Below are 21,514 nucleotides of genomic sequence, written 5' to 3' on the forward strand. Positions count from 1 at the left end.
AAGAGACTGCAGTTCGTTCTGTTCACTTGGTAACGAGTTTATCAGAGTCGCTGTCAGAAATTCGGAGGATACCGATAAACTGGCTAAATATATAGGCAGAGCCATGACTGACAGGAGTAGAGACAGCGCCAAAGAAAAACTGGAACACAGAATTAATTCCTCAAGAGGCAGGTCTCTTGTAGGTAGTAATACTGCATGTCCTTATTATCCCTGTCATTATGAAGGACAGGACTGTACTTTTTGTTTCTGTCCATTTTATCCGTGTGAGGATGAGAGGACGGGCGGTAAATGTATCGAACGTTCTTCAGGCGGTAAAGTATGGAGCTGTATGAAATGCTATATTGTTCATGATCCTGAAGTAGCACAGGAAATACTTGATGTATTAAGAGAAAACGGAGAAATGGATAACAAAATAAAAAAAGCCTGGAAGAAAGTAATTGAACCCCGCTTATCAGAAAAATAATTTTTAGAATTAATTTCTCGTATCAATCGTAGTTGAATCTGATAAACAGTAACATCTTTATAAAGATGAAGAAAACCACGATGTCTTTAGCATCGTGGTATGGTAAAGGGTCAAAAAAAATATAAGTATTTTGATAAACGATTGAATAATGTATGTATCTGACCCAGAAGAACCATCTCCGTGCTGATAAGCAGACCTATGAAACTTTGAAGAGGTTGACCAGGCTGTCCAAGAACCTGTACAATTTCACATTGTATACGATTAGACAGTATTTCTTCAACCATGGTAAATATCTCAACAAGGATACTGCTTATCACACAGTAAAAGAGAACGATAACTATAAACTACTTCAGATATAAATCAAAAATATTTAATAATATATCCATGTTTGGCGAGGCTTAAGGGAGTTGCTAAGCGATTTGAATATACCCCTCACTCAAGCCCCCATTCGTTTATCTTTTTTTTAGCAACTCCCTATAATCCTTCTCCCAATATTAATTCTATTTAATACTAACTTCTAAAAATAGCTGTGAAACGTATATATAAACTATTTTTTAAATTTTCTATGGTGCATAAAACCGAGTCCAGAGTATAAGGTGTAACCATGAAACCAGAAGCCATCATCAAAGTTTTCATATTACTTTCAGTTGCAATTCTAATTCTTGCAGGAACTGTACAGGCAGCAGATGGATCGATTACAATCAGTAGTCCATCCAACGATACTACTTTTGAACACGGAGAACAGATAGAAGTCTACGTGCAGACCACTAACACCAGCATGACGAAACCGATGCTGCAAACCTCCGATGATCTCGGTACATGGGACCCGATGGACCAGATAGATGACAACCTGTTTGTCAAAACCTGGAACACTTCTTCTCTCGAAAATGAAAACAATTCCTACATAATCTCTGCAAAAACATCTCTTTCTGACAAGGACTATTACGATTCCATAGATGTAGAGATCGAGGAATCAGCTAAATCCGCTGAAACCGATGGAGACAATAACCTGACAATTGACGGACTCAAGGATGGAGCAACCTACAATCTCAACGAGTCAATATGGGTACAGGTAGTTAATGAAGAGACAAACAATCCAGTCTCCAGTCCGAACGTGAAAATCCAAGATCCCGGTATAATCAATACCTACGAAGGTACCGATTCCGGACTTGTAAAACTTGATTGGATGGACCTTGACGGTGGACAGCTTGACCCTGGTAAATACATGGTATCAGTTACAGCTGAAGGTTATGACAATAAGGAATACCTCGTAAACCTCGAAGAACCTGAACTGGATGTCATGGGGTTAAACGACAGAGTACTGGTTAACTCCAAGACTGACATCTGGGTGATGGATAGCGAAACGGGTGAACCTGTAGAAGAAGCGACTGTAAAACTCGTTGACAAGGAATCAAACTTTGGTTTTATAAATTGTCCTGTAGGGGATTTTTTTCAAGAAAAAGTTGAATGTTTATTGGAAGCCTCGGGCGGGGATCGAACCCGCGACCTCGTCCTTACCAAGGACGCGCTACACCACTAAGCCACCGAGGCTCTTTTATTGTGCTGACGTATTCCCCCTAAATATCAGGTATCTTTTATTAATTTTTTGGTTAAAAACAACCGTATTTATAAATACCATCTGTCATCAACCGGAAAGAGTTCATTAATCCACATGAGTACATGATTGTGGTGTATAATTTTGTAAGACCTTGAAAGCACCTGGTTGCATTCAAAATACTCATAATTATCTTCAACTTCAAGATTTTCAAAATCCCGACGGGTTTCTATATCATGGTTTCTAAGAATTTTACCAATCGGTATGTCGGCACGCATCATGTCCTGTTTTACTTCAGGAGGCATTCTTTTAATGGGTGATAGTGACCGTGCATAAACATAAGATTTGTTCCCCACAACCAGAGCAACTGTACGATAGTTTATGTCATCTCCAATATCTACATTAAAAAGGGAAGCGGTATCTTTGTCTGCAGGTATTAAGTACTGATTTTTGGTCATAACAGATACATCCTCTTTTGTCATTATTTCAAGAAGGAAGGTAATAGACCCATCAGTACCCGCACATACCCGCAGACAGGTTGGGATGTCAAGACTTTTGAGTTTATCAAGGAATCCGGTTATCAAAAATCACACCAGCAGTTTAGTCTTGTACTTCTTTTTTAGCTTTTTTTACACGTTCTTTGGCAGTATACCCGGTTGCCTGATACAAGAAATCCCTGAACCTTTTGTTGGTGTCAAGTATCAGTTCATCATCAAGTTCTGTTTCATCGGCTGACTCGGTTTCAACAGCCATTTTTTTGCCTTCCATCCATACTTCTACTTTATCCAGAGCACCGTATGAAGTTATAAATTTGTCACCTTCACACTTTATTTCGGTCGGAAAGCACTCATCAAGTATTGAATAGATACGGTCACTGTCTGGTTTGTATCCACGTTTTAATTTATACAACTGCATGTTATCACCAAATACAATCTAATTCTACCAATTAAATTTTATTTTTTATATAATTACTGGACTATAACCACAGGAATTAATATTAAGTAATTTAAACTCAAAATATTAGCAAGACTTCAATATTTAAAGTGGGGATAAAATGGCAAAACTTGCGGTTGTTTATTTAAGTACACAGGGAAACACCAAAATCATGGCGGAATCAATATCAAACGGTGCAAAGTCAAGACATGTAGATGTGGATGTCAGCAGTTTTTATGATACCACAGTTGATGAAGTTGCAGTAGCAGATGCGATTGCAATAGGCTCATCAACCTTTTACTATGGAATGCTTGCGCCCATTGAAAAGTTTGTTGATGAACTTGTTCAAAAAGATGTAGATGGAAAAATTGGAGCAGCTTTCGGTTCTTACGGGTGGAGTGGAGAAGCACCTCATATGATTGCCGACAAGATGCGTAAAGCTGGTATGAATGTTGTAGACCCGGTATTAAGAATACAGCACATACCAAATGATAAAGACATTTCTGAATGTGAACGTCTTGGCAAGGATTTGGCAGAAAAAATCAAAAAACGTTGATTGAATGAACATGTCTTTTTATAAGTAACAAATTTACCAATTATATAGAAACAATTATATTGTTCCTTTCCTTTAAATAAAGTCATCCGGTCTGAAAGACATGTAATCCGGTGTTAACATAATGAAATGGATCAATATATCTCTTAAAGTAAAACTACTTATATATATTTTGTTAGGTGTATCAATAATACTCTCTGCTTCAACTGCATTTATTATAAATAGTACAACCACTCAACAGGAAGATTTAGCCTATCGACAATCAATTGAGAAGGCAAGAAGTTATGCAAATGAGTTCAATACAGGTATGAATGAAGATAAGTCAAAAGGAGAAAACATAGCCACGATGCTTTCTGAGTACAAATCTTCCAACAGAAGTGAAGTACTAAAAATGTTAAAACGATTACTTGTGCAAAATCAGGATTTGATTGGAACATATGTTGCCTATGAACCGAATGCTTTTGATAACAGAGATAAGGATTATGTTAACGCCACTTATCATGATTCCACAGGAAGGTTTATTCCATACTGGAACAGAATAGGCGGAGATGTACATTGTGAACCTTTGGTGGATTATGAAACATCCAACTATTATCAATTACCCAAAAAACTGGAAAAAACAGTGGTTACTGAACCTTACCTATATCAGGGAGAACTAATAGTAAGTTATGTATCTCCGATAATGAAAAACGGTACTTTTGTGGGTATAGGCGGAGTGGATGTATCACTGGAAAACATTGATAATATTGTAAGCGATGTTGAAATTTTTGACACCGGATATGCATTTATGTCAAGTAACACTGGAATTTTGTTATCCCATCCTGAAAAAAAACAATGGATTGGAAACAAAACATTGTACGATTTTGATGACCCTAAAATATCCCAGATGGCAGATGAAATCCAATCAGGCAGGGAAGGGCATATAGAAACAATTGACCCAAGTACTGGTAAAAATGTTGTAATGTTCTATCAACCGATTGAAACCGGTGAATATTCTTTTATTCTTGTTGTTCCAAAGGATGAAATGCTTTCAGGTGTTACAAAATTAAGAGATGAACTGATTATAATATCTGTGGTATCCCTCATTTTTATGGGTGGTGTGGCTTATCTGATATCATTATCCATATCCCGATCTATTGATGATATAGTTAGTGATTTTAAGAGAATAACCAATGATGCGATTAAAGGTAAACTGGATACAAGAGCCAATACGCTTATTCAGAAAGATTTTAGAGAAATCCCACAAGGTCTCAACAAAATACTTGATACTTTCCAGAGTCCAATTCATGAAACCATGCGTGTTGCAAATTCGCTTTCAAAAGGACGGTTAAGTACCCGTTTCAGGTTAAATGTTAAAGGAGATTTCAAAGAACTTGGGGATACCTTGGATCATTTTTCAGAATCATTGAACAATGTAATCGATGATTCAAATGCGGTACTTACTGCTATCCAGAAAGAAGATTTTACACGCAAAGTACAGGTACACGGTAATGGTGATTTTGCGATACTGACAAATGGAATTGAAAATGCACGTAAAGCCATGTATGAGTTTACGACCGAGCGTAAACAGGCTGAAGAGATTCGTAAAAAAGAGATACATCATCGTGTCAAAAATAACCTGCAGGTCATCTCAAGTCTATTAAGCCTTGAATCTGGTAATTTTGACGACCCTGTAGTGGTTGAAGCATTTAGAGATAGTCAGAACCGTGTTCGTTCGATGGCACTTGCCCATGAGGAACTTTATCAGTCAAAGAATATAGCAGATATAGATTTTTCAGAATATGTGGATAATTTGGCCAATTACCTTATCCAGACCTACATAGGCAAAACTAATAATATAATAATAAACAACAATGTCGACAAAATATCTTTAAATATGGATACAGCAATTCCACTTGGGATTATCATCAATGAACTGATATCCAACTCACTCAAACATGCATTTTCATATGATGCTACCGGTGAAATCAGCGTTAATATGTACGTTGACGGGGACAATAATTACAAACTAATTGTCAGTGATAACGGCAAAGGTATATCTGATGACATCGATTTCAGAGAATCCGAATCACTGGGATTACAGCTTGTAAATACACTTGTAGAACAGATAGATGGAACGATAGCACTTGAAAAATCACAAGGAACAGAGTTTATAATTACGTTTAAAGAATTGAAATATAATATCAAGGTGTAAAAATGAATGAACCGAAAATCCTTGTTGTAGAGGACGAGAATATAGTAGCTCTGGACATTAAAAATCGGTTGAAAAAACTGGGATATTCTGTTCCAAGTATCGCTTCAACTGGGGAGGAAGCTATAAGAAAAGCAGAAATAACTTCTGCTGATCTTGTATTGATGGACATCATGTTAAAAGGGGATGTGGATGGTATAGAGGCAGCAGAAAGAATACGTGAACTCTATGATATACCTGTAATCTATCTTACAGCCTACGCAGATGAAAAAATTCTGGAACGAGCAAAATTAACCCAGCCGTATGGGTATATTTCAAAACCATTCAAAGAAAAAGACCTGCGAACCAATATAGAAATGGCACTGCACAAAAATAAAATGGAGAAAGAATATACTGAAGAAAAAAATAAATAAATAGAATTTTATAGAAAATGTATTTAATACACATATGTTAATTTATAAGAATAAATAGTTGTCAGATGTAAAATGCAACAATTTGAAAAAATTGACCTTGAATCCATCATACACAACAGTCCCATTATTGTTTTTCTCTGGAAGGCTGTAGATAACTGGCCCGTCGAATTTGTATCGGACAGCATAACCCAGTTTGGCTACACACCTGGAGACTTTACATCAGGTCGTTATTCTTACGGGGATATTATACATCCAGATGATTTGGAAAAGGTACGCTCACGTATCTCCAGACATGTAGAACTGGGATACAAACAGTTTGTACATGAATATCGAACCTACACTAAAACAGGTGAGATACGCTGGGTTACTGAAAGAACCTTTATAAGAAATAATTCAATGGGTAAGGTTACCCATTATCAGGGTATCATTATTGATATAACCGAACGTAAAGAAACCGAAAAAGCCCTTCAGCAGTCCGAAAAAAAGTTCAGGACACTGTTTAACAATACCAATGATGCGATATTTATATGTGATATGGATAGTAATTTCGTTGAAGTTAACCAGCCGGCATGTAATTATCTGGACTACAGCAGAGACGAATTGTTGCAAATGAATATCAATGATATACATCCATCTGATACTACAATTAGTACGGGTGAAATGAACAAACTGGTTAAAAAAGGTCATTCTATATTTGAAACAAAACATGTTAATAGGGATGGAACGATAATCCCGATTGAATTAAGTGTACAATACATAGATTATCAGGGGCTTCCTGCTTTTATTGTTGTTACCAGAAACCTTACAAAGCGCAAACATGCAGAAGTAACACGTGAAAAGGAAATCCATCATCGGGTCAAGAATAATCTGCAGGTAATCTCAAGTTTGTTAAATCTTGAAGCGAGTAATTTTGAAAATGATGATGTGGTTGAAGCTTTTAAAAACAGCCAGAACCGGGTAAGGTCAATGGCATTGGCACATGAAAAATTGTACCAGTCAAAAGATTTAAAAACTATAAATTTCGGTGAATATGTAAAAAATTTGGCTATGCACCTTTGTCAGTCATATCTGGTGGATACAGAAAACGTTAAGCTCGATCTTGATGTAGAGGACATTTATCTTAACATGGATAAAGCTATACCTCTTGGTATTGTTGTTAATGAACTGCTTTCGAATTCTCTTAAACACGCATTTTCAGAAAATGAATCAGGTAAAGTAAACATAAAATTTAATCAAGACTACAATACAAATTATGAATTGTTAATCAGCGACAATGGTAAAGGAATCCCAGAAGACATGGATTTTAAAGAACCTGAATCACTTGGACTGGAACTTGTAAACACACTGGTGGAACAGGTTGATGGAATGATTGAGCTTGACAAAAGTTGTGGAACTGAATTTAGGATTAAATTCTAAATAAAATCTGGTGTAATAATGGAAAACCCAAAAATACTGGTCGTAGAAGATGAAAATTCAGTCGCTCTGGATATTAAGAATCGGCTGAAAAAACTTGGATACACTGTTGCAGGCACAGCCTCTACCGGTGAAAACGCCATTAAAAAAGCGGAGGAAATCACTCCCGAACTTGTACTTGTTGATATAGTTTTAAAAGGAGAAATTGACGGTATAGAAGTAGCCAGATACATACATAACAATCTTGACATACCAGTGGTCTATCTAACAGCCTATGCAGATGATGAGCTAATTGAACGTGCAAAACATACAGAACCCTATGGATATATATTAAAACCCTTCCAGGATAAGGATTTGCGTTCAAATATTGAAATAGCCCTCTACAATAAATACATTAAATATAGTAACTAAAACCATGTCCAATAATATCAATACCGGTTTATGCCAGATTTTTCAATTTCATAATCTTGTAAATTTTATACCCTTTTCAGCCTAACTAATACGGGTTTAATATTAAAAATACAGGATGTTTATAAAAAATAAAAAATTGGAGTTGTTTTTATTACAACTGCATGAAACGGGAAACATCTCCAAGATTTTCTTCAATTCTTAACAACTGGTTGTATTTTGAAGTTCGCTCACTTCTTGCAGGTGCACCTGTTTTAATCATATCAGCGCCCAGACCTACCGATATATCGGATATTATGGAGTCTTCGGTTTCACCTGAACGGTGGCTTACAATGACATTGTATCCGTTTCTGTTTGCCATGCTGGCAGCATCAAAGGACTCTGATATAGTACCTATCTGATTGACCTTGAGAAGCAGTCCGTTTGCAGCATCCATTTCTATGCCTTGGGAAAGACGATTTACATTGGTGACAAAAAGGTCATCTCCGACAATAATTGTGTTCCAGGCTTCTCTTGTAAGTTCAGCAAAATCCTCGAATGCTTCTTCATGGAATGGGTCTTCAATTGAGAGTATGGGATAGGTATCCAGAAGTTCCAGATAGTAATCCATAAGTTCGGAAGAGTCCATTACTTTCCCGTCTATAGAGTAAGTGTTGCCGTCAAAAAACTCTGAAGCTGCAGCATCTAAACCGATGGTAATATCAGTTTCTGAATACCCTGCCTCTTCAACAGCATTGACAAGACAATCTAAAGCATCTGATGTAACATCGATTGGTGGTGCATATCCTCCTTCATCACCTACATTTGTGGCAGCAGGTCCATATTTTGATTCAAGGATTTTTCCAAGGGCATGATATGTCTCTACTCCCATTTGCATGGATTCTGTAAAACTACCAGCTTCTTTTGGCTGAATCATAAATTCCTGTATAGCAAGTTTGTTACCAGCATGATCTCCACCATTTAATACATTCATGGTTGGGACTGGTAAATTGAATGAATTTGTACCACCAAGATGTGCATATAGCGGAATGTTGAGTGAATCTGCAGCGGCTTTGGCAATTGCCATTGAAACACCAAGAATTGCATTGGCACCGAGATTCATTTTATTATCAGTACCATCAAGGTCTATAAGCAACTCGTCAATTTGCCTCTGATAACGTACATCCATACCTAAAAATTCATTTTTTATAGTACTATTCACGTTTTCTACAGCACTGATGACACCTTTACCTCTATAACGTTCATCTTTATCTCTAAGTTCTAAAGCTTCATTTGTTCCAGTGGATGCACCTGATGGTACACTGGCTCTGCCAAATCCGTTACCTGTGAATACATCCACTTCTACAGTGGGATTACCTCTTGAATCTATGATTTCTCTTGCATGTATATTTTCTATTTTATATCTCAAATCCTCTCTGATGTATGACATAAAATCACCTCTATAATATTTATAACCTAAATCTTATAAGTGTTATAACCGTATATAGTGTTACCGTTATCCTGAGAAAAAATTAAGATATGTCACATCAATCGTGTTTTGACCGGCATGTAGCATTAATTTAATTGCTGATGTGGGGCAACAGAGGTACGTGAAAGCCAACGGTTTTAACAGTTCTCTTTAAATCAAAACACTCTATATTAAAAATTTAGAGTTAAACTTAAACTTGGTAAATTGAAAATTTACCAATATCTTTAAACTTCGTTTAAAGAGTGATGAAACAATCCCGTAGATGTTGAATCAAGCCCATAATAAATAGAATAATCACTAGCAGTAGATAAAAATTATATAGTTTCAGAACGTATAATCAGTACCAATCGGAAGGATGGATTAGATGGTTCGAAATGAAGGACAGAACTACAGGAATCTAAGATTCAGAATTCATCCCACTCCTGAACAGGAGAAGAAACTGGATGATACTCTGGAATATTGCAGACTAATCTGGAACCATCTTCTATCTATCAAAGTTGATTTATACGACAGGTTCGGTTTATCTGTATCTAAATCATCACTGTAAAGATACCTGAAAAACTTAGATTATCCTATACATTCACAGGTAAGATTGAATGTATTCCAGTGATTATGTTTTGCCTATGACAAGTTCTTCGATGATATCAAGAATGTCAGATTGAAAAACACTAAACCCTAAAAAGGTGCATTCGTCAAGAGAAAAGATGTTCCGTGTGGAAAGAATTCGTCCGGATTCATCGAATACGATGAATACTTCCGAAAGGGCATCCCAAGTTCAAAGGCAAAGAAGATTTTAGCAGTTTCAGATACAACCAGCACGAAAACGGCTGGTGGCTTAAAGGAGATAAGTTATACCTATCCAAAATAACCGATAAATCTAAACCTATCAAGATTGATATCGACAGAAATCTATATGGCGAACTGAAGATATGTACTCTCAAGAAAGAAGGCAAATAATAGTTCGCCTATCTGACCATCGAACTACCGGATAATCCTACACCTTCTACACCAGAAAATGCTGTAGGCATAGACCTTGGACTAAAATCTTTTATAACAACATCAAACAAATGATGGTAATCTCCTTACATCAAGAGGTTTTCAGGACCTTCATGCGTTTGGAAGAGAATTGATGAAATTGGTTAAAGTTTATTGATTGTTGTTAAATTGTATAGGAGCAAACCCTTTATTGCTGTTAAACATCCTGGCTGCAGAAATACCGCTAAGTTCCATGATAAAAACTTCAATCACCATGAAAGTTTCATTTCCTCCTCTCAGACACCCTACTTTAACATCTTCTTGGTTTCCTGTGGATGTGTGAAGATGTATCTTGGGTTTTTCGTTTTCAAAAAATATGTTACCTATACCCATAATTTCACTTGGTTTTTCCAGTTCTGACCATACAGGTTCAGGAGGTATGATTTTTTCCAGAGGACCGGTTACAAGATTCGCTTCGCCTACTGCACCCAGAAGAACAAATACCGCTGAACGGATATCTTCATATGTTGCAAGGTTTTCAAGTTCTTCTATAAGATTTTCTTTATTATCGATTCTTACTGTAAAGACCCTACCGATATTTCCTTTTGTATATTCCATTTTCGTAAACCTCTGTTATTGGAATTTATATCTATCATCCAAAGTTATTTTTATACAGTCCTCTAATCCATATCTGATTAATGTTGTTTGTTTTCTGATTTTATTCCTATTATTAACACACCTATGCCTACAAAAATGAATCCATAAATAAGTACTGTAAAATTTAGATGTAGAAATAAAATCATTGTAGATACAGTACCCAATAACGGAATAATCGGAAAATTACCAATATTTAGTGGCACTCTAAACGGCCGATATTGAAAGGATTCACAATAGCGCAGTCTTATTAGTGTAATATTTACAGTTATGAAGATAAGAAACACCATAAAATTGGATATATTGGCTACGATTGCAATATCCTCGATAAACGTAAGTGATATCGAAACCAATGCAATAGTTGAAATGGCAATCCAGGGGGTTCTCCTTGATGGGTGGACCCAAGCAATTATATTTGGTATAGCTCCATGTTCAGCCATCCCATAGAGTATTCTTGAACTTCCAAGGAGCATAAAAAGTACAGCGTTGGCTGTAGAAAACAGTGCAATAACTGTAATTAATTCAAAAGCGTTTTTCCCAAGAGCTACTGATGCGACATCTGCAAGAGGGGCTGAAGATTTTGCCAATTCTTGCCAGTTGTAAACACTTACAGCGGTCAATGATATTAGTATATATAACGACACAGTGACAACAATCGCAAGTACCAGTGCTTTCGTTATTGTTTTTTCTGGATTCTTAGTTTCTTGTGACAGCCTGACAATCTCCTCAAATCCAAGAAAAGCAAAAAAAACAAGAGCTGAAGCTTCAAACAGACCACTCAAACTTGTAACATCCAGATAATTGACAGATCCCATATATGGCAGACCTATAACAATAACTCCCAGAAGTCCCATAACACCTGTTGCTGTCATTATAATAGCAAATCTTACAGACAGTTTTACACCTGTAAACAGTATTAGCGTAAACACCAAAATCAATATAATAGCTACCGGTAAAATCGCTGTGTCAAAAAGAGTACCAAAATAGCCGCCAAAACCAAGTGCTACGGTTGAAATTGCAATAGTTTCACCTATTAATACAAACCATCCAACAAGGAATGCCATTTTGTCTCCAAAAGCCTGTTTAACATATACGTATTCTGCACCGGCTTTTGGGAACATGGATGATAATTCCATATAACTGAGACCGGTAAATGAAATTGCTATGCCGGCAAACAGAAAAGCCATCCATAAAGCGTTACCTGCTAATCCTGCAGCTTTTCCAATTAGTACATATATACCAGCACCAATAATACTCCCCACTCCGCTAACGGTAAGCTCTAACAATCCGAGTTCTTTTTTGAGTGCTGTTTTATTATTAGCCACAAAATCCCCACTTGGTATTATTGTATGGGGATTAAAGTAATTAGGTTTTTTTATAAATGAGAAACGGGCAATGGAATTTAATAATGGGGTTCAAGCCCATCAATTTTTGAAAATGCCTTGTCCACTTCTTTTTCATTCTCGATTCGGTTTTTCTTTTCACGTTCCTGACCAATTGCATCAATAGCAACATTGTATAGATTTTCAATTTCACTTGCAGATTCCATTGTAGATACTACAAGAACCTGTGGATATTCACCTTTTCTTACAATAATACCTTTAAATACATGACCTACATTTGCAGACAATTTTTCTATTTCATTGGATATATCATCAATACTCAAATATTCGTTATCACCTTTTATAATGACCATTGCTCTGCTTGCTTCTTCATAAACATTGGTGGAAAACAGCAGACCAGAAGGTGCAAGAGCGTTTTGAATAGCAGTTTTTACAGGCAGGTCTTTATCGGCTCTATAATACCCAATAGTAGCAAGTCCGGCACCACCTGCCATGACGGTCTGGAAATCTCCAAGATCGGTTACCATCATCATTTCACTGTCCATGGAATCCAGAAGGAACATCATACGTTCTGCAATCATACCGTTAATACCATCATATGCAGACTGGACATTTCCTCCAAGGTCTTTGAGGAATTGGTTGTCTGCAAGTATAATACCGTCTGTGCCGCTTTCACGTATTTCCTTCAGGCTAAACGCTGTATTCTGTAAATACAGTGTACCTTCTTCTCTAAACGGGAGTACAACAAGTGAGTATACAGGAAAATCATATCGCTCTTTGAGCTCTTTTACAAGCAGGGGTGTAAATGATGAACCAGTTCCGCCTGAGGATGATGTAATTACAAAAGCAACATCAAAAGGACCTCTGTCCTCTACTTTGCGGGTTATATGTTCCTTATTTTCCTCAAACACCTGTTTTCCTACGTTACGGTTTGCACCTACACCATGCAGGTGTGGTATATGGACACGGTCTTTTGCTTTGGTAAATTCTAATTCTTTGAGATCGTTTATAGCAGTATTTATCGCAATGGTTTCAACATTGCTTTTGTATTTTTGTTTTGAATAGAATTTGGCAAATTTGCTTTTTTTTCCGAACGCTTCTTTGTTTATGGCGTCCAGAACTCGGTTACCGCATTGCCCGTTTCCTATAATTAATACATTTAGCAAATTATTCCTCCAGTTGTTTTAATATTTTTAATCTGTTTTTAAATACTTATTTTTTCCTACAAATTTAAAATTTATATTCTCTGTGTTTATAAAACACCCATCCACCAACACCTATAATGACTAAAATGGGCAGAACATATACATAAATCGGCAGATTGAGTAAAAAGTCAAATCTTCCTTCTTTAACATGGATATTATTTGTTATTGCTTCGGTGTTAATGCTTTCATCCGCACCATTGTTGTAGGATAATTGTGCTGAAAGGTTATATGTACCCATTTCGTTGGCTTTAACACTGAATGATATCTCTTTTTCTTGACCTTCTCCAAGACTTTCAAGGTAGATTTGTGGTGCGCCATCTATTATTTCTATTTCATTGTCCCCTTCTACATACTCCATTCCATCAGGGATATCTAAATTTATATTTACAGTTTCTGCAGGTGCTTCTCCTGTATTTTTAATATTGATTGTGGATGTTACAGTATCCCCTCTGGGAATAGTTAAACTACTTGCTTGGTTTGTAAGATTTAAAACGGCTTTTTCCTTTTCAGCCGCTTCTACAGTTATAGAGGGTGTATTTGATGTTGCCTGTGAAAAATCCTGACCTACAGTATTTGAAAATGTTGCAGTAGTAGGTTTTAAGGTTAAGTTTCCTGATTCTGTCGCTTTTAGCAAATACACTGCAATTGTTTTTGTTTCATCTACCTCTATTGACATTGGACCCATCTGGTCGACAAATGTTTCTTCAAGTACAAAATTTTCTTGCATGGGGTCTGAAAAAACTACGTCAGTAGCTTTATCATCTCCTGTATTTTGTACTTTTACAGTAACTTTAACTGTTTCACCGGATTTGATGGTGTCAGAATCAAGGTTTTTGTTTATATCAAGTATGGGTGTGCCTGCAAAGGTTGCTTCATCATGACCTCCATTAATTACTTTGTTTGTATGTAGATTCTGGAGACTATAATCGGATAATACAATAGATAATTGAGCTCTTGGTAAGGCACTACCAGCAGTTTTTATTATTTTTACTGTTACTTCTCCTTCATCTTCAAAATCAAATGAATATGTATCGTTAACACTTAAAAATTTATTATCTATTTCCTCATTTTTCCTGTAGATATAAATTGAGGCTCCTTTACTGTCTTCTTCTGTAAATACATCTGCAACATCGATAACGTAATTGTTAATTTGATACCCATTGCCCCTTTCTATAGTATCATTAAAGATTTCAGAATCTGCAGCAACACCCTCAGTAGCTATTGCCAGCAACAGAACTATACCCAAAATACGTAGAAGATTTTTTCCCGTTTTCATCATCTTAAAAACCTACAAAAATTTTATATTTGTGGATTTGTTTTTAGTGTAATTGATATGAAATATAAATTTAAGTATATATCTCATGATTATGATAATATCATTTCAATTAATTGTTGATATTTCCATACTTATATCTATCCATTGAGACATATGAATCAATGAACCCATTGATATAATATCTGCACCTGTTTTTGCATAATCTTCAAGGTTTTCAGGATTTATACCACCTGAAATTTCGATAATGACACTATTTTTTAGGTTCTTATTTTTAAGAATTTCAATTGTACGAATTATCTCTGCAGGTTTCATATTATCAAGCATGATAATATCAGCACCTTTTTGAGCAGCTTTTATTGCATCATTTACTGATTCAACTTCAACTTCTATTTTTTGTGTGAAACTTGCAAGTTCGACAGCACTGTCAACTGCATTCTCAAGCCCCATAATTTTAATATGGTTGTCTTTTATCATAACAGTATCTGAGAGGTTGTATCGGTGTGGGTCACCGCCACCTGCTATAACAGCCATTTTTTCAAATTTTCTTATTCCCGGGGTGGTTTTACGTGTACATGCTATATCTGTCTTGTCTGAATAGCACCTGACAGTGTCGACACATTTACGGGTCTGGGTAGCGATACCACTCATATGGCCCAGGAAATTAAGAACAAGACGTTCTGCGCGGAGTAAAGATACCGCACCACCAAAGATTGTAAAAATCACATCACTTGGATGAGCCTTATCACCATCTATAAAACTGGTTGCTGCATCAATTCCAAAATAATCAAAAACGGATTTGACTACATCAATACCAGCAAGAGTACATTCCTGATTTGTAAATACTGTTGCTTCATGAGTTCTATCCGGTACCATTTTACAGGAAATATCGTTGTAACCGATATCTTCATCAATAAATTGTTCTATTTCCTTGATTAACATTATTCCACCCTGTTAAGTATCTTAAGGGATTTATATGGTTGCAGTATATTATGATTTTTCAATAATATAATTTAAGTATTAGTCTATAATAACAATAATTTAACAACAATTAAAGGAGTCCAGAAATGCTAAAGTTAGGTATAGTAGGGTGTGGAGCGATTGGTACTGAAATATGTAAAGCAGTTGATGAAGGCTCCATCGAGAGTGAACTTGTGGCTGTATATGATAGAAATGAAGAGCACCTTTCCAATTTACAGTCATCTCTTGTGAATACAGAACCAGAGGTATATGAATTACAGGAAATGGTAAAACATGTAGACCTTGTTGTAGAGAGTGCATCACAAAAAGCAGCTTATGAGATAGTAACAACTGCTCTTGAATCCAGTTGTGATGTAATGGTCATGAGTGTAGGGGTATTTGTTGATAAAAACTTTCGGGAAAAAGTAACAGACATTGCAAAAAAGAAAGGATGTAAAATATATTTGCCATCTGGTGCACTTGTGGGTCTTGATGGAGTTAAGACAGCTTCATGCAATGATATATATTCGGTATCACTTACATCTAGAAAACCACCCGAAAGCCTTGAAGGAGCTCCTTACATAGTTGAAAATAATATCGACCTTGAGAACCTTAAAAATGAAACAGTTGTTTTTGAAGGGTATGCAGCAGAAGCTGTAAAAATGTTTCCTGCAAATGTTAATGTGGCAGCAACATTAAGTCTTTCAGGACTAGGATTTGATGAAACCAGTGTTAAAATTATAGCAGATCCCGGTGCTGAGAAAAATATACACAATGTAACAGTAAAAGGTAATTTTGGCGAATTTACTACAAGAGTAGAAAATCTTCCATCACCTACAAATCCAAAAACAAGTTATCTGGCAAGTTTGTCTGCTATCGCCACTCTTCAAAAAATAGTAAATCCCCTTCAAGTGGGGACATGATAATGGATAAGTTTTTATGTGGGCATGATTATTGTAATTTTAAATAATAGGCTTTTAATAATCAACTAAATCAGTCCATCAAGTGGTTTCATGCAGGATAAACAATCCATTATTGATAATATAAATAAACTGAAAAAAGAAAAAAATGCAGTAATACTTGCCCATAACTATCAAAGAGATGAAATACAGGATATTGCAGATTTTATTGGAGATTCACTGGGACTCAGCCGGGAAGCAGTGAAGCAAGATGCCGATGTAATTGTTTTTTGTGGTGTCGATTTTATGGCTGAAAGTGCTGCAATACTCAGCCCTGAAAAGACGGTTATAATGCCAGAAATTGATGCTGGTTGTCCGATGGCGGCAATGGTAACCCCGAAATCACTTCGTGAAAAAAGGGAAGAATATCCGGATGCTGCAGTAGTTTGTTATGTGAATACATCAGCTGCGGTTAAAGCAGAATGTGATATTTGTTGTACATCCGCTAACGCTGTTAATGTTATAAACTCTCTGGATGAAGATACGATAATATTTGTACCTGATAAAAACCTTGCAAATTTTGTTGATTCTCAGACTGACAAGACTATAATACCATGGGAAGGTTACTGTCCTACACACCACCAGATTCTTGCAGGTGATGTGCTCCTGATGAAAGAGCAACATCCAAGCGCAGAGTTTCTGGCTCATCCTGAATGTCGCAAAGATGTACTGGAGATTGCTGATAAAATTTTAAGTACCACTGGAATGGTAAATTATGTGAAGCAATCAGATTCTAAAGAATTTATTATCGGAACTGAAAACGGAATCTTACATAGGCTGGAGAATGAGAATCCAGATAAAACATTCTATCATGCGTCCCAGTACGCCATTTGTCCAAATATGAAAATGATTACCCTTGACAGTGTTCAGAAATCACTTGAAAGAATGGAATATAAAATAGAAGTTCCTGAGGATATAAGAAAAAAGGCTAAACGTGCGCTTGATAAGATGCTGGAGGTAAAGCGCAGTAAATAATATTGTATTAACTGACAAGTGTATTTTATGCGTGCCTATATCCAGCTAATCCGGTATGGTAATTGTGCAATGGCAGCGATTGCTGCTGTCATCGGAGTGTTTATAGCTTTCAACATACTTAACCCTGCATTCTTGGGTTATTCCTTTGTTTACAGAACTCTGAGTGTATTTTTTGTAGTGTTTTTTGTGACTGGTGCGGGTAACGCCATTAATGATTATTTTGATTACGAAATTGATGCGGTGAATAAACCATCAAGGCCCATTCCCTCTGGAAGAATTGGTTTGTCTAAGGCTTTTTATTTTTCACTAACACTTTTTATAATCGGTGTGGTAATTGCTTTTACCCTTAACTGGATAACAGGAATTATAGCACTATTTAACTCACTGGTGCTTATTTATTACGCAAAATCCTTAAAGCGAAAAGCATTTTCTGGAAATCTGAGCATAGGATATCTGACAGGTTCTACCTTCCTTTTTGGTGGAGCTGTATATGGAATATCTGGTCTTTATGCATTGATGATTCTATTTATTCTTGCCACACTTGCAACTACATCCAGAGAGATTGTAAAAGACATTGAAGATATAAAAGGAGATGAAAAAGAAAAAGCAAGCACACTCCCGATTCAGATAGGTGTTAAAAAATCCGCCTACATTGCTTCGTTTATTGGCCTTATAGCAATAGTCTCCAGCCCACTTCCTTATATCCTGTCTTTGTTAGGTATAAATTATCTCTATATAGTGGCTCTGGCGGATATATTCTTTATAGTAGCTATTGTTGAGATAGTTTTCTATAAAAACGCCTCAATGTCTTCCAAACTTTTTAAAATAGCAATGATGTTTGCTCTTATTTCTTTTATTGCAGGTTCACTATAAATATTTAGTATAGAGGGACCTTTCCTTTTGCAAGTTCCATACAAAATTGCTGGATATTTTCAAGTTCTGAATTGATGACCTCGTGAACATCCGTTTTGACTGAATCAAGTGTGCCTGCTTCCATTGAAATCTGTGTAGTTGCCATACGAGGTGCATCAATAGGTTTTCCTATATCACTCAATAACCATACGTAGGCTTCAGAAACATCAGGTATTTCATTATAAATTCTATAAGCAATTCTATGGCTTAAAGCGTTGTAGATTTTTCCTACATGACTTACAGGATTTTTGCCGGCTGCAGCTTCTGCACTGGAAGGTCTGTTTAAGGGGATAATTCCGTTAACACGATTCCCACGTCCTACTTGACCGCAATCAGCGTCTTCCGCTGATGTACCTGTAACAGTGGTATAAATTCCGTTTAAACCTTTTCCGGGTTCATCAAGGGTGTTAAAGGAAATTGAAGTTGAAGGCAGATTATTTTCAGTTTCAGCGTACTTTGACACGAATTCATCAATTTCATTCATGATTTCATTTTTTCTTTTGAAATATTCATCTTCTGAGTTTATATAACTATCAATCAATGGCATTGCCACTGTGAGATGAATATTGTTGTTGTTTCTTACTCCCATGACCTTAACATCTTCACCAGATTCAGGATACTCTTTTTTAAATGTAGAAGAGTTTAGGTGTTTTTCTGTTTCATGAACTATCCACTCTGTAAATGTAGACGGAGCAAAACCAACCGCAGCAGATGTATCATTTGCACCAAGAACTTCATTTTTTTTCTTTCGTCCGAATATATCAGTAAGTTCCGAAGAACCACTTTTAAGCTCAATTTGATATTTTATATGGGATGGGTCTACAAACCGTAAATTATCAGAAAACCACTCCTTTGCAGTACTGGTAACAATATTTTCAATATCAAATTCTACGCCATCGGCTTCAAAGGTTGCACGGTCACCAAAAACAAGAAGCATCGGGTCTACAATATCTCCTCCTCCAAGTTCACCTTCAACTTTTCCTGATACAAGCATTCCTTTGTCAGTATTATGATGTAGTATGTAACCCAATTTTTTCAAATATTCACTACAAAGGTTTACTGATACTTTATCCATCAGCGAATCACAGATATAATCAGGATGTCCCAGACCTTTTCTTTCAACAATTTCAAGTTTCTGCTCTTGAAGTGGTTGGGCATTTAAACTCTCAATAACAATATTGCTCAATTATTCTTCCCCCTCATGCATAAAACAAAGAATTAAACCCATCTATAACATTGGTAGTTCCCTTAATAAATTTAACCTTCTGTGTCTTCAATAAATGAGGAGGAATGTTTGAGATATTCCTGAAGCATCCTCGGGAATGTGGATGCCGGGACGTACCTTACAGCCAGTTGTTCTGCCCATTTTTGTATCCCGTAATCGCTTGCTACAACAGCGGCATCAAGTTCTTTTGCAAGCAGTAATACATCAATATCTGGTGCGCTGTCAAGAATCCCATAGCGAAGAGCTGATCGGTATTTGTTTCTGAATTTTCCTATTATACTGCCTATTACCTCTCTTTCAATTTCTTCACCGGAATTATCTCTGTCCTCTTCCTTTAAGGACGTACACTGAGAAGCGGTATTTAGAATAGCGTCTTCTGCAACATTCATACCTTTGTTTATTCTGTCACGCATATAAGTGACATATTCATGAAATATACGTGATGGAATTGTTACATTATATCTGTCAGGTGTTTTTTTGACAAGCCATGTATCAATTTTAGCAATAACTTCGTCTTCACAGTTGTTGTTCTTGGCGAATTCTTGCAATTCATTGTATACTGACGGAAACGGAATGTAACAGCTTATATCAAGTTGGAGTCTGGCATTTGCTATAAGCTCAAGGATGCTCTGCATTCCGTCACATAGTTCGTCAATTTCCATCTGTGACCTGACCTGCAAATCGGTAAGTGCGGTGGTATCCAGAACAAATCTCTGTCGCAGCATTTTTTAAACTCATAGTTTGATTTAGATTATTATTTGATGGGTTTTATTTTATAATATATCAGTTTTGTTTTTGTGAAATTGTCCTGTTTTGTGGTAAGTTATTATTTTAAACTGAAGCTTTTTTCCTTCTGTCTTCTTTGATTATTTCTTTTACGATTTCTATTGCATCACTGGCATCATCAGCATAGGCATCTGCACCAATTTCACCACAGAAATCCCTTGAGACAGGTCCCCCTCCTATCATAATTTTAACACCGGGAATTTCTCTTCTTGCCATTTTTACTACATCTTTCATACCCATCATGCTGGTGGTCATCATGGCAGATAATCCGATGACATCAGCATTTACATCTTTGGCGATTTCTATAAAATCTTCATAGGGAACATCCTTCCCAAGGTCATATACAGTTATTCCAGCAGACTTAAGAAGTGAGCTTACAAGATTTATGCCAATGTCATGGATATCACCAAGGATAACACCCACTACAGCCACACCGGATTCTTTTGTCCGTTCTACATCAACATGCGGCTGAAGTACTGTTATAGCTTCATTCATAGCTTCAGAGGATAACATGATATGAGGAATAAACATCTCACCGTTGTCATATTTTTCACTGACAATATGCATACCGTGTGTACAACCATCTGTTATTGCTTCATATGGATCTATATTCTCTTCCAGTGCTTTTTGAGCAAATTTTATAGCTTTGTCTTTATCACCATTGACAACAGCATTGGCTAATCCGTTTAATATATCATTTTTATCGGTCAATCTTAACAAACCCCCAGAAAATGACCTATATATTTATATTTAGCTATACAATATTTATACTTATAGGTGGAATAAGTGAACTACCACTTGGCTAAAGACCAAGTGGCTTCATAAGGAGTTTACTCCAAAGAGTCTTATC

22 protein-coding genes, 1 tRNA gene and 1 pseudogene are annotated in these 21,514 nt (G+C 36.3%); 11 read left to right on the top strand and 13 right to left on the bottom strand.

The genetic code is table 11. From position 1 onward, the window contains the following. Positions 1 to 463 (top strand): cysteine-rich small domain-containing protein (locus QZ276_RS10715; RefSeq protein ID WP_292487867.1); only part of this gene is annotated, 463 nt, incomplete at its 5' end. A gap of 152 nt (positions 464 to 615) precedes the next feature. Then, a pseudogene (locus QZ276_RS10720) lies at positions 616 to 813 on the top strand (RNA-guided endonuclease TnpB family protein); the annotation flags it as partial. Between the two features lie 160 nt (positions 814 to 973). On the opposite strand, the gene QZ276_RS10725 reads toward QZ276_RS10720, so the two are convergent. The 4 genes from QZ276_RS10725 to QZ276_RS10740 form a co-directional block, all read right to left on the bottom strand. Continuing rightward, entirely contained in the window at positions 974 to 1,180 is a 207-nt protein-coding gene (locus QZ276_RS10725; RefSeq protein WP_292487869.1) for a hypothetical protein, read from the bottom strand. A 762-nt stretch (positions 1,181 to 1,942) separates the two neighbouring features. Continuing rightward, positions 1,943 to 2,014, bottom strand: a tRNA-Thr gene (locus tag QZ276_RS10730). A gap of 75 nt (positions 2,015 to 2,089) precedes the next feature. Then, a complete protein-coding gene (locus QZ276_RS10735; protein WP_292487871.1) occupies positions 2,090 to 2,602 on the bottom strand; it encodes a chorismate pyruvate-lyase family protein in 513 nt (170 codons plus the stop codon). Positions 2,603 to 2,618: 16 nt separating this feature from the next. Continuing rightward, the gene (locus QZ276_RS10740; RefSeq protein WP_292487873.1) at positions 2,619 to 2,933 is read right to left on the bottom strand and encodes a DUF5611 family protein; all 315 of its coding nucleotides are present in this window, start codon (positions 2,931 to 2,933) and stop codon (positions 2,619 to 2,621) included. A 139-nt stretch (positions 2,934 to 3,072) separates the two neighbouring features. Here QZ276_RS10740 and QZ276_RS10745 point away from each other — a divergent pair, with 139 nt between their 5' ends. The 5 genes from QZ276_RS10745 (at position 3,073) to QZ276_RS10765 (ending at position 7,932) form a co-directional block, all read left to right on the top strand. Continuing rightward, a complete protein-coding gene (locus QZ276_RS10745; protein ID WP_292487874.1) occupies positions 3,073 to 3,507 on the top strand; it encodes a flavodoxin domain-containing protein in 435 nt (144 codons plus the stop codon). 121 nt (positions 3,508 to 3,628) lie between these two features. Next, positions 3,629 to 5,698, top strand: a complete 2,070-nt coding sequence (locus QZ276_RS10750) for a histidine kinase dimerization/phosphoacceptor domain -containing protein (protein ID WP_292487876.1) — start codon at positions 3,629 to 3,631, stop codon at positions 5,696 to 5,698. Between the two features lie 2 nt (positions 5,699 to 5,700). Continuing rightward, a complete protein-coding gene (locus tag QZ276_RS10755; RefSeq protein ID WP_292484156.1) occupies positions 5,701 to 6,108 on the top strand; it encodes a response regulator in 408 nt (135 codons plus the stop codon). Positions 6,109 to 6,180: 72 nt separating this feature from the next. After that, entirely contained in the window at positions 6,181 to 7,524 is a 1,344-nt protein-coding gene (locus QZ276_RS10760) for a PAS domain S-box protein (protein ID WP_292487878.1), read from the top strand. Between the two features lie 18 nt (positions 7,525 to 7,542). Further along, entirely contained in the window at positions 7,543 to 7,932 is a 390-nt protein-coding gene (locus QZ276_RS10765; protein WP_292487880.1) for a response regulator, read from the top strand. Between the two features lie 151 nt (positions 7,933 to 8,083). On the opposite strand, the gene eno is transcribed toward QZ276_RS10765, so the two are convergent. Further along, complete coding sequence (gene eno / locus QZ276_RS10770; protein ID WP_292487881.1) at positions 8,084 to 9,358, bottom strand: phosphopyruvate hydratase; 1,275 nt, start codon at positions 9,356 to 9,358, stop codon at positions 8,084 to 8,086. Between the two features lie 403 nt (positions 9,359 to 9,761). Here eno and QZ276_RS10775 point away from each other — a divergent pair, with 403 nt between their 5' ends. Beyond that, on the top strand, positions 9,762 to 9,944 hold the full coding sequence (locus tag QZ276_RS10775) for a helix-turn-helix domain-containing protein (RefSeq protein ID WP_292487883.1): 183 nt from the start codon (positions 9,762 to 9,764) through the stop codon (positions 9,942 to 9,944). A gap of 599 nt (positions 9,945 to 10,543) precedes the next feature. Here QZ276_RS10775 and QZ276_RS10780 read toward each other — a convergent pair. The 5 genes from QZ276_RS10780 to nadC form a co-directional block, all read right to left on the bottom strand. Further along, positions 10,544 to 10,990 (bottom strand): PPC domain-containing DNA-binding protein, encoded by a 447-nt coding sequence (locus QZ276_RS10780; RefSeq protein WP_292487885.1) that lies wholly within the window; start codon positions 10,988 to 10,990, stop codon positions 10,544 to 10,546. A gap of 77 nt (positions 10,991 to 11,067) precedes the next feature. Beyond that, on the bottom strand, positions 11,068 to 12,351 hold the full coding sequence (locus QZ276_RS10785) for an APC family permease (RefSeq protein WP_292487887.1): 1,284 nt from the start codon (positions 12,349 to 12,351) through the stop codon (positions 11,068 to 11,070). A 77-nt stretch (positions 12,352 to 12,428) separates the two neighbouring features. Next, on the bottom strand, positions 12,429 to 13,535 hold the full coding sequence (locus QZ276_RS10790) for a cell division protein FtsZ (RefSeq protein WP_292487889.1): 1,107 nt from the start codon (positions 13,533 to 13,535) through the stop codon (positions 12,429 to 12,431). 64 nt (positions 13,536 to 13,599) lie between these two features. After that, positions 13,600 to 14,853, bottom strand: a complete 1,254-nt coding sequence (locus QZ276_RS10795; protein ID WP_292487890.1) for a CARDB domain-containing protein — start codon at positions 14,851 to 14,853, stop codon at positions 13,600 to 13,602. Between the two features lie 102 nt (positions 14,854 to 14,955). Further along, positions 14,956 to 15,789 (bottom strand): carboxylating nicotinate-nucleotide diphosphorylase, encoded by an 834-nt coding sequence (gene nadC, locus QZ276_RS10800; RefSeq protein ID WP_292487892.1) that lies wholly within the window; start codon positions 15,787 to 15,789, stop codon positions 14,956 to 14,958. Between the two features lie 125 nt (positions 15,790 to 15,914). Here nadC and QZ276_RS10805 point away from each other — a divergent pair, with 125 nt between their 5' ends. From QZ276_RS10805 to QZ276_RS10815, 3 genes are all read left to right on the top strand, one after another. Next, on the top strand, positions 15,915 to 16,730 hold the full coding sequence (locus QZ276_RS10805) for an aspartate dehydrogenase (protein ID WP_292487894.1): 816 nt from the start codon (positions 15,915 to 15,917) through the stop codon (positions 16,728 to 16,730). A gap of 90 nt (positions 16,731 to 16,820) precedes the next feature. Next, a complete protein-coding gene (gene nadA, locus QZ276_RS10810) occupies positions 16,821 to 17,741 on the top strand; it encodes a quinolinate synthase NadA (RefSeq protein WP_292487895.1) in 921 nt (306 codons plus the stop codon). 27 nt (positions 17,742 to 17,768) lie between these two features. Further along, complete coding sequence (locus QZ276_RS10815; RefSeq protein WP_292487897.1) at positions 17,769 to 18,614, top strand: geranylgeranylglycerol-phosphate geranylgeranyltransferase; 846 nt, start codon at positions 17,769 to 17,771, stop codon at positions 18,612 to 18,614. A gap of 4 nt (positions 18,615 to 18,618) precedes the next feature. Here the strand turns inward: QZ276_RS10815 and QZ276_RS10820 are convergent, their stop codons facing one another. From QZ276_RS10820 to QZ276_RS10830, 3 genes are all read right to left on the bottom strand, one after another. Continuing rightward, a complete protein-coding gene (locus QZ276_RS10820) occupies positions 18,619 to 19,839 on the bottom strand; it encodes a methionine adenosyltransferase (protein WP_292487898.1) in 1,221 nt (406 codons plus the stop codon). Positions 19,840 to 19,910: 71 nt separating this feature from the next. After that, the gene (locus QZ276_RS10825) at positions 19,911 to 20,603 is read right to left on the bottom strand and encodes an RNA ligase partner protein (protein ID WP_292487900.1); all 693 of its coding nucleotides are present in this window, start codon (positions 20,601 to 20,603) and stop codon (positions 19,911 to 19,913) included. A 106-nt stretch (positions 20,604 to 20,709) separates the two neighbouring features. After that, entirely contained in the window at positions 20,710 to 21,375 is a 666-nt protein-coding gene (locus QZ276_RS10830) for a B12-binding domain-containing protein (RefSeq protein WP_292487902.1), read from the bottom strand. Positions 21,376 to 21,514 lie beyond the last annotated feature (139 nt).

Source organism: Methanohalobium sp., assembly GCF_018609725.1.
Classification (GTDB): domain Archaea; phylum Halobacteriota; class Methanosarcinia; order Methanosarcinales; family Methanosarcinaceae; genus Methanohalobium.

Bases quoted from the DNA above. Each gene is read 5' to 3' on its own strand.
- QZ276_RS10825 (WP_292487900.1), bottom strand. From the start codon at position 20,603: ATGCTGCGACAGAGATTTGTTCTGGATACCACCGCACTTACCGATTTG.
- QZ276_RS10745 (WP_292487874.1), top strand. From the start codon at position 3,073: ATGGCAAAACTTGCGGTTGTTTATTTAAGTACACAGGGAAACACCAAA.
- QZ276_RS10815 (WP_292487897.1), top strand. From the start codon at position 17,769: ATGCGTGCCTATATCCAGCTAATCCGGTATGGTAATTGTGCAATGGCA.
- eno (WP_292487881.1), bottom strand. From the start codon at position 9,358: ATGTCATACATCAGAGAGGATTTGAGATATAAAATAGAAAATATACAT.
- QZ276_RS10795 (WP_292487890.1), bottom strand. From the start codon at position 14,853: ATGATGAAAACGGGAAAAAATCTTCTACGTATTTTGGGTATAGTTCTG.
- QZ276_RS10775 (WP_292487883.1), top strand. From the start codon at position 9,762: ATGGTTCGAAATGAAGGACAGAACTACAGGAATCTAAGATTCAGAATT.
- QZ276_RS10780 (WP_292487885.1), bottom strand. From the start codon at position 10,990: ATGGAATATACAAAAGGAAATATCGGTAGGGTCTTTACAGTAAGAATC.
- QZ276_RS10760 (WP_292487878.1), top strand. From the start codon at position 6,181: ATGCAACAATTTGAAAAAATTGACCTTGAATCCATCATACACAACAGT.
- QZ276_RS10755 (WP_292484156.1), top strand. From the start codon at position 5,701: ATGAATGAACCGAAAATCCTTGTTGTAGAGGACGAGAATATAGTAGCT.
- QZ276_RS10765 (WP_292487880.1), top strand. From the start codon at position 7,543: ATGGAAAACCCAAAAATACTGGTCGTAGAAGATGAAAATTCAGTCGCT.
- nadC (WP_292487892.1), bottom strand. From the start codon at position 15,789: ATGTTAATCAAGGAAATAGAACAATTTATTGATGAAGATATCGGTTAC.
- QZ276_RS10740 (WP_292487873.1), bottom strand. From the start codon at position 2,933: ATGCAGTTGTATAAATTAAAACGTGGATACAAACCAGACAGTGACCGT.
- QZ276_RS10750 (WP_292487876.1), top strand. From the start codon at position 3,629: ATGAAATGGATCAATATATCTCTTAAAGTAAAACTACTTATATATATT.
- QZ276_RS10805 (WP_292487894.1), top strand. From the start codon at position 15,915: ATGCTAAAGTTAGGTATAGTAGGGTGTGGAGCGATTGGTACTGAAATA.
- nadA (WP_292487895.1), top strand. From the start codon at position 16,821: ATGCAGGATAAACAATCCATTATTGATAATATAAATAAACTGAAAAAA.